Annotated in this window: 7 protein-coding genes; 4 read left to right on the forward strand and 3 right to left on the reverse strand. The window is 61.9% G+C overall.

Annotation, left to right across the window (positions count from 1 at the left end):
• On the forward strand, window positions 1–151 hold a 151-nt coding region (locus VJR68_RS19220), incomplete at its 5' end, for an ATP-dependent helicase C-terminal domain-containing protein (RefSeq protein WP_324150275.1).
• A gap of 98 nt (window positions 152–249) precedes the next feature.
• Here VJR68_RS19220 and VJR68_RS19225 read toward each other — a convergent pair.
• On the reverse strand, window positions 250–1191 hold the full coding sequence (locus tag VJR68_RS19225) for an NAD-dependent epimerase/dehydratase family protein (protein WP_324150267.1): 942 nt from the start codon (window positions 1189–1191) through the stop codon (window positions 250–252).
• Window positions 1192–1282: 91 nt separating this feature from the next.
• On the opposite strand from VJR68_RS19225, the gene VJR68_RS19230 reads away from it, so the two are divergent.
• Together VJR68_RS19230 and VJR68_RS19235 are read left to right on the forward strand one after the other, a co-directional pair.
• Window positions 1283–2215, forward strand: a complete 933-nt coding sequence (locus VJR68_RS19230) for a LysR family transcriptional regulator (protein WP_324150268.1) — start codon at window positions 1283–1285, stop codon at window positions 2213–2215.
• Between the two features lie 27 nt (window positions 2216–2242).
• The gene (locus VJR68_RS19235) at window positions 2243–2941 is read left to right on the forward strand and encodes a helix-turn-helix transcriptional regulator (RefSeq protein ID WP_324150270.1); all 699 of its coding nucleotides are present in this window, start codon (window positions 2243–2245) and stop codon (window positions 2939–2941) included.
• A gap of 165 nt (window positions 2942–3106) precedes the next feature.
• Here VJR68_RS19235 and VJR68_RS19240 read toward each other — a convergent pair whose 3' ends face one another.
• The gene (locus tag VJR68_RS19240; RefSeq protein WP_324150271.1) at window positions 3107–3457 is read right to left on the reverse strand and encodes a hypothetical protein; all 351 of its coding nucleotides are present in this window, start codon (window positions 3455–3457) and stop codon (window positions 3107–3109) included.
• A gap of 132 nt (window positions 3458–3589) precedes the next feature.
• Here VJR68_RS19240 and VJR68_RS19245 point away from each other — a divergent pair, with 132 nt between their 5' ends.
• Window positions 3590–6010, forward strand: a complete 2421-nt coding sequence (locus tag VJR68_RS19245) for a protease pro-enzyme activation domain-containing protein (protein WP_324150272.1) — start codon at window positions 3590–3592, stop codon at window positions 6008–6010.
• A 171-nt stretch (window positions 6011–6181) separates the two neighbouring features.
• Here VJR68_RS19245 and VJR68_RS19250 read toward each other — a convergent pair.
• On the reverse strand, window positions 6182–7171 hold a 990-nt coding region (locus tag VJR68_RS19250; protein ID WP_324150274.1), incomplete at its 5' end, for a carbohydrate porin.

Genomic DNA, 7171 nt, shown 5'->3' on the forward strand with positions numbered 1-7171 from the left:
GATCCAGGTGACGCAGGATCTGCAGGGTTTCTGGGAGCGCACCTATCCGGAAGTGAAGAAGGAGTTGAAGGGGCGTTATCCCAAACATCCCTGGCCGGATGATCCGTGGACGGCAACGCCGACACATCGGGCGAAACCGCGCGGGACGTAACACGCGTCATGGTGTAGGTTGGGGTGCGAACCCCAACATCGTTGTGCGGGTCAGGGAAGGATGTTGGGGTTCGCACCCCAACCTACGGGGCGCATGCGTCACTTCATGCAACCAAGCCCCGCCAAGGTCTCGCGCAGCGCCACGTCAATCGGCGTATACGGCTTTGCACCAAGACGCGCCACCAGCTTTGCATCATCCAGCTGGATCGTTTCCTTCCACAGATACCGCATCTTGCGCAGCTCGCGCAGCGTTTCCGTGAAGGGCGCAGCCAGGGCCGTCATCCACCATGGAAAGCGCCGAAGTGCGACATCCGGATTGCGCGTCGTGCGGCGCACCGCATCGGCCATCGCATAGCCATCCAGCCAATAGCCGCCAAAGTGATACACATCGAAATCGGCAAGCTCGTGCTCAAGCAGCTGCGCGATCGTTTCCGCCACGTCGGGCAGATACGCCCATGCATGATGATGCGTGTAATCCGCCGGATAGCGCAGCGTGTTCACCGGCTTGCCAGGTTGCACCAGACCTTGCCCAAACCAGTTGTTGCCCGCGCGCGGTCCGATGAAGTCGCCACAGCGCAGAATCAGCGTGCGCACCCCTGCGCGTGATGCCGCGGCGAGGCGCTGTTCCATCTCGGCCCGAATTTCCCCTTTGTGTGTGGGCGGATGCTGCGGCGAATCCTCGCGGAGCAGGGGAAACGCATCCGGCCCGTAGTTGTAGATCGTGCCGGGCAGCACCACGCGTGCGCCGTTCGCCTTGGCCGCTGCCATGCTGTTGTCCAGCATCGGCAACACCAGGGTGCCCCAATTGCGGTAGCCCGGCGGATTCACTGCGTGCACGATCACCTCTACGCCTGCCGCTGCCGCGAGCACATCGTCGCATTGCATGGCATCGCCCTCGATCCATTCGGTGCCATCACGCTCTGCCGGAACATGGCGCACCAGGGCGCGCACCTGCCACCCGTGCCGCTGCAATGCCAGGCAGGTTTCGCGGCCGATGCCGCCGTTGCCGCCGACCACCAATGCTGTTCGGGATGTATGCATGACGCTGTCCTCCGTTGGGATGGACAAAGTCTGGTCCGGGGATGGGTAGAAGAAAATTGCCTAATATCGTAGAGCTGCTATACAAATATGCATGGCCAGCAAAGAACCCGGTTGGGAGCTGTATCGATCCTTCCTCGCCGTGATGCGCGAAGGAAGCTTGTCGGGCGCGGCGCGCATGCTGGGCATGACGCAGCCGAGCCTGGGCCGGCATATCCGTGAATTGGAAGAAACCCTCGGCGTGTCGTTGTTTGCGCGCTCGCCACAGGGGCTGTCACCGACGGAACTGGCGCACGCCTTGCTGCCGCATGCGCAATCGATGGCGTCGGCTTCGGCAGCCTTGCGCCGTGCCGCCACCGCGCGTCACGACGCCATGTCCGGCACGGTACGCATCACCGCCAGCGAGGTGATCGGCGTGGAAGTGCTGCCGCCCATGCTGGCCGCGTTTCGAGAACGCCATCCGGGCGTGGTGATCGAACTGTCGTTGTCGAACCAGGTGCAGAACCTGCTGCGTCGCGACGCCGATATCGCCGTCCGCATGGGGCGTCCGGCCCAGGAGGCGCTGGTGGCGCGCCGCGTGGGCAACATCGCAGTGGGTTTGTATGCGCACAAGCGCTACCTGAAAGCGCATGGCCATCCGAAGACCATGGCCGATCTCGCCTCGCATGTGCTGATCGGTTTCGACCGCGAAACGCCGTATATCCGCGCCATGCTGCCGGCCGGCGTGCCGTATGCCCGCGAGTACTTCGCACTGCGCACGGACAACGATCTCGCCGCGCTGGCCGCCATGCGCGCCGGTTACGGCATCGCGGGTTGCCAATGCGGCATAGCGCAGCGCGATCCGGCGTTGGTGCGCGTGCTGGAAAGCTTCCAGCTGAGCATGGAGACGTGGGTGGTGATGCACGAGGATCTGCGCCGCAGTGCATTGGTGCGCGCGCTGTACGACCATCTTGCAGCAGCCCTGGTTGAGTACGCCGGCCTTGCTGCCACGCCCAAAGCCAAGCTTCGGGCACGGGCGAAACGTTGAGCGGATGCAGCAACTAGACTTGCATCCATGACCGAAGTCAGTCCGCTCAACCGTTATCAATTGGCCGAACTGGGCGCCTTGCTGGCCGAGCCGGCGCGCGCGGCGATCCTGCTGGCGTTGATGGACGGCACCATGCGTCCCGCCGGCGAATTGGCGAGCATCGCCGGCGTGAGTGCCGCCACCGCCAGCGCCCATCTCAAGCGGCTACTCGATGGTGGTTTGCTGGGCCTGCACGAGCAGGGGCGGCACCGCTATTACCGCCTGGCGAACGATGACGTGGCGGCGTGGCTGGAATCCATGGCGTTGCCCAACGCCACGCGTATCACGCCCAAGCAGGCCGTGCGCGATGCGACGCTGTGCCGTGCGCGTTCCTGTTATCGGCATCTTGCTGGGCAATTAGGTGTCGCGCTGTGCGACGCGTGGCTGCAGCGCGGTTGGTTGCGCGCGGAAAGCGACGGCATGCTGCTGCTGCCTGCCGCCACGGATGCCCTGGCGCAGGCGGGATGGCCGCCGGCGTCGTTGCATTCGTTGCCGCACCTGCGCGGACGCGGTTGCCTGGATTGGACCGAGCGCCGTTTGCATCTGGGCGGCCCCTTGGGTGTCGCCATCACCAGCGCCATGCTCGACGCGGGCTGGTTGCGACGCGCGCAACGCAATCGCGCACTGTTGCCGACACCGGACGGATTGCGTCGGCTCGCCGAACTTGGCGTGCGCATCGAGCGCTGATACACGCGCACGTCAGCCGGCATTCATGCTTGTCGGCACGCGTTAACGTTTACCGCGTGAACGCACGAAAGATTGGATCGTGAGAACGTGAAATTGCGGTGCAGGAATCACAGCTGTTTGCTTTCGCGTAACTTACGCCGGGCGCGTGGTGATTGTTGTGATCTATCAAAAAAAGTTACCCGGCGCCGGTTGAGGCTCTAGCCGAAGCTCAAAAACAAGCTTTACCTGTGCGCATTTTTTGACGCATGAGAGTGCCGGTGAAGCCAGCTGGCAGACGATACGCCATAGAGAACGGCAATCACGCAACGTGAAGATTCCGTGTGCATTCTTTTCGTGAGAGTTCACGCCGCCGTTTGCTTGACGCTGTTTTTTTCGACCGATACTTTCAAATGCATTCGCCGCAAGGAATGACGCGGCGATTGATTCCAGAACGACGCGGGATTGCAGAAGTGGGGCGTCGTTGAGCGCTGCAGCCGGCACTGCCTGACGTGGGGACGTAAGGGGGAGCAGCAGCATGCCGGGGCTCGGGGAATCGCAAGCGTTCTTCTTAAGTTCCAACGGCGTCGCGCGCCAGCGCGACTTCACTGTCATGGGGTACGTGCGACCTCATTGGGTGCGTGCGTGCTCAATATTCCTGGGGAGTGATCTATGTCCAGCCGTTTTCGTATGAAAGCCATGCTTGTTGCCATGGGCTTGGTGTCGATGAGTGCTGTCTACGTCGAGGCAAGCCCGTTGCCGACCGCGGACAACGCGGTATCGGCAACCAGTTCGGCGATGGTGGCGATCCATCCTGCCGTCAGTTTGCGCAGCGACGATCAGGTCGTGGGCGCATTGGCGTTTTCGCATCCGATGCACGTCGTGGTGACGCTCAAATTGCGCAATGAGCAACAGCTCGATCAATACATCGCCAAGCCGGGCTTCAAGCCGCTGACTGCGGCACAGTTCAACGCCCAATACGCGCCCACCGCAGCGCAGGCGCAAGCCGTGGCTGACTACCTGATACGCGCCGGCTTTACCAACGTGCAGATTGCACCCAATCGCGCACTGGTGGAGGCCGATGGCCGCGCCGATACCGCGCAGGCTGCTTTCAACACCAGCTTCGTGCACGTGAAGACACACGATGGTCGCGATGCGTTTGCCAATAACAGCCCCGTCCAGATTCCCGCTAGCTTGCAAGGCAGCGTCAATGCCGTGCTCGGCATGCAGAACGTGCATGTGTCGCATGTGTTTGCCAAGCGCCTCAATCCGAACGTGGTCCACGGCAATACCGTGCAGCCGTTTGCGACGGGTTCGGCGGTAGGACATGCGCCGTCTGATTTCCCCTCGATCTACGGTGCGAGCGGCATGGCGGCGGCCACTTCGGTTGCCGTGGGCTCGATTTCCTCGGGCAACATGTCCAACATCAAGAGCGATCTGGCGACGGCCGATCCTGGTGTCAGCGTGAGCTACAAAGGCAGCACCAGCGGCACCAGCACCAGCGGTGATGGCGAGTGGGATCTGGATGCGCAGGACATCATCCCCATGGCGGGCGTGAACCAGTACACCTTCTACGTCGCCACCGATTTGACCGACGCCAGCCTGCAAACCGACTACAACCTGGTGGTGTCGGATAACTTGCTGAAGGCCATCGACGTGTCGCTGGGTGAATGCGAAACCTCCGCGCAGTCGAGCGGTGCGGCTTCGTCGAACGACACCACGTTCAAGCAGGCGGTCGCGCAAGGCCAGACCTTCTTCGTGTCGTCCGGCGATTCCGGTGCGGATGAATGCGGCAACGGCGGCGTGACGCCGAGCTGGCCGGCCAGTTCGCAATACGTGACGGCGGTGGGCGGCACCGAGTTGTACACCAGCCCCAACACCACCTGGCAAAGCGAAACGGTGTGGAACAACCTCAGTTCGAACGAAGGTGCTACCGGCGGCAGCCCCAGCACCTTCGAGCCGATTCCGAGCTGGCAGCAAGGCGTGTCCGGCATTACCAACCAGACCCATCGCGGCGTGCCTGACATTGCGTTCGATGCCAGCCCCGTCAGCGGCGCATTGGTGTACGTGGACGGCCAGTCCAACCAGCAGATCGGCGGCACCAGCCTTGCCGCGCCGCTGGCAGTGGGCATGTGGGCACGCGTGCTGCAAGCCAAAGGCACCAGCCTGGGCTTTGCTGCACCGGTGATTTATCAGGTGGCGAAGTCGTCATCGAGCAATTACGCCGCGGCGTTCCACGACGTGACCTCCGGCAACAACAGCGGCGAGAATGCGGCCACCGGTTGGGACTACACCACGGGTTGGGGCAGCGTGGTCGTCAATCAGCTGGCCAATCTTGCCGGTGGCGGTGGTGGCACGGGCGGCAATCCGGTCGCCAGCTTTACCGACAGCGTGAGCGGCTTGACCGTGAACTTTACCAACACATCCACGGATAGCGGCGGCACCATCAACGCGTACGCCTGGACCTTCGGCGACGGTGGCACCTCGACCAGTGCAAGCCCAAGCCACACGTACACCACTGCTGGCACGTACACCGTCACACTGAAGGTGACCGACAGTACCGGTGCTACCAACAGCACCAGCCAGCAGGTCACCGTGAGCAGCGGTGGCGGAGCGTCGCAGCTGATCGTCAATCCTGGCTTCGAAACCGGCTCTGCCTCGCCTTGGTCGATGAGCAGTGGCGTGCTTTGCAGTAACAGCAGCTGCTCGGGCGAAGTGGCGCACAACGGTTCGTGGTTCGCATGGCTGGATGGCTATGGCACCACCCACACCGATACGGTGTCGCAGTCGGTAAGCATTCCTGCGGGCAAATCCAGCGCCACCTTGCAGTTCTATCTGCATATCGATACCGCAGAGACCACCACGACGACTGCGTATGACAAGTTGAAGGTGCAGCTGGTCAACAGCAGCGGGACCGTGCTGGCTACGCTGGCGACATTCTCCAACCTCAATGCGGCGTCGGGTTATCAGGTGCACAGCTATAACGTCAGCTCGTATATCGGGCAGACCGTGACGGTGAAGTTCACCGGCACCGAAGATGCTTCGCTGCAAACGTCGTTTGTACTGGATGACATCAATTTGAACGTGCAGTAAGCGTTTAAAGGGGCGTGCAGGGACGCTCGTTGGAGGGGCGGGGCTGCCACCACGGCAGCCTCGCTTTTTTTCTTTTGCAGGTTGGGTTGGCGCAGCGTAACCCAGCAATACCGCGCGACATGGTTGGGTTACGCTGCGCTAACCCAACCTACGATGCTGCGGCGCTATAAATCAGAAAGCGATGCTGGTCTTCAAGCCAAATACGAATGCATTGCGGTTCTGCATAGTGCCGCCGGGATTGACCACGTACTGCAGGTTGGGCCGCACGCTGACCGAAGGAATCGGATACCAGTCGTAGAACACTTCGCTGGCCAATTCATAGGTATCTGCGACCGGCATGGGCACATCGGCATGAAGCTGGTTGTAAAGCCGAGCGTAGCGAATCAGTTCGCTGCTGGCGTGCGTGGTGCCTACCGCAACGCCAACCCTGTCCTTGCTGCGATGGAACGGACCGTTGAACATCGCACCCAATGCAAACTGCCGATCGACCGCGGATGTACTGCTGTCGGCCATGGTGGCGTTGAAGAACAGGCTGACGCCCTTGCCGCCGGCATCGCCGCTGATCTGCTGCTGCAGGGCGATGTACCCGCCGTGTCGCGCACTTTCCTGCAACGGCGCTTCACCGGTGAATGCGATCGGCCGATTATTGACGTCGTAATAAAGATGTTCGCCGCCGGCGTTGTTGTACCAGCCGCCGAGTTTGTAACTGCCCGGCAGGCCGTTGAGGGTCGGCGTCCAGCCGAATTCAAGCGGCAGCAGCGCGCCGGTGGTGCCGCCGGGGAAGTTGAGCTTCCAGCCATTGCTGCGCGCCCAGGTGTTGTCGACATAGCGCGGATTGAGCTGATAGGCGCCGAGTTTTACGTAGGTCTGATCGGTGGTGTTCCACTTCAGCGTCGTAGCCCATTGGCTGACCGGCCAGTTGATCCAGTAGTCGCCGACGATGTTGCCAGGCTGCGAACCGCAGAAGGTGAGGTTCTGGAAATCGCACGGCAAGCTGTCGAAATCCGTGCCCACCGGCAGACGTCCAACACGCCACTCGAGCTTGCCGTCGAAGAATTGCTGCTTCAATGCAAACACGGTGAGCAGCCAGGTCTGGCCGCGGCCGTACACCTCTTGCACTTGCTGATACACGCCGAGGTTGGCGTCATCGCTGAGATTGCG

This window comes from Dyella sp. (genome assembly GCF_035277725.1).
Lineage (GTDB): Bacteria > Pseudomonadota > Gammaproteobacteria > Xanthomonadales > Rhodanobacteraceae > Dyella_B.

What these genes read in the sequence shown, in the direction of transcription:
- VJR68_RS19240 (WP_324150271.1), bottom strand. Translation starts at nt 3,457, where the DNA reads ATGCTGCTGCTCCCCCTTACGTCCCCACGTCAGGCAGTGCCGGCTGCA.
- VJR68_RS19230 (WP_324150268.1), top strand. Translation starts at nt 1,283, where the DNA reads ATGGCCAGCAAAGAACCCGGTTGGGAGCTGTATCGATCCTTCCTCGCC.
- VJR68_RS19245 (WP_324150272.1), top strand. Translation starts at nt 3,590, where the DNA reads ATGTCCAGCCGTTTTCGTATGAAAGCCATGCTTGTTGCCATGGGCTTG.
- VJR68_RS19225 (WP_324150267.1), bottom strand. Translation starts at nt 1,191, where the DNA reads ATGCATACATCCCGAACAGCATTGGTGGTCGGCGGCAACGGCGGCATC.
- VJR68_RS19235 (WP_324150270.1), top strand. Translation starts at nt 2,243, where the DNA reads ATGACCGAAGTCAGTCCGCTCAACCGTTATCAATTGGCCGAACTGGGC.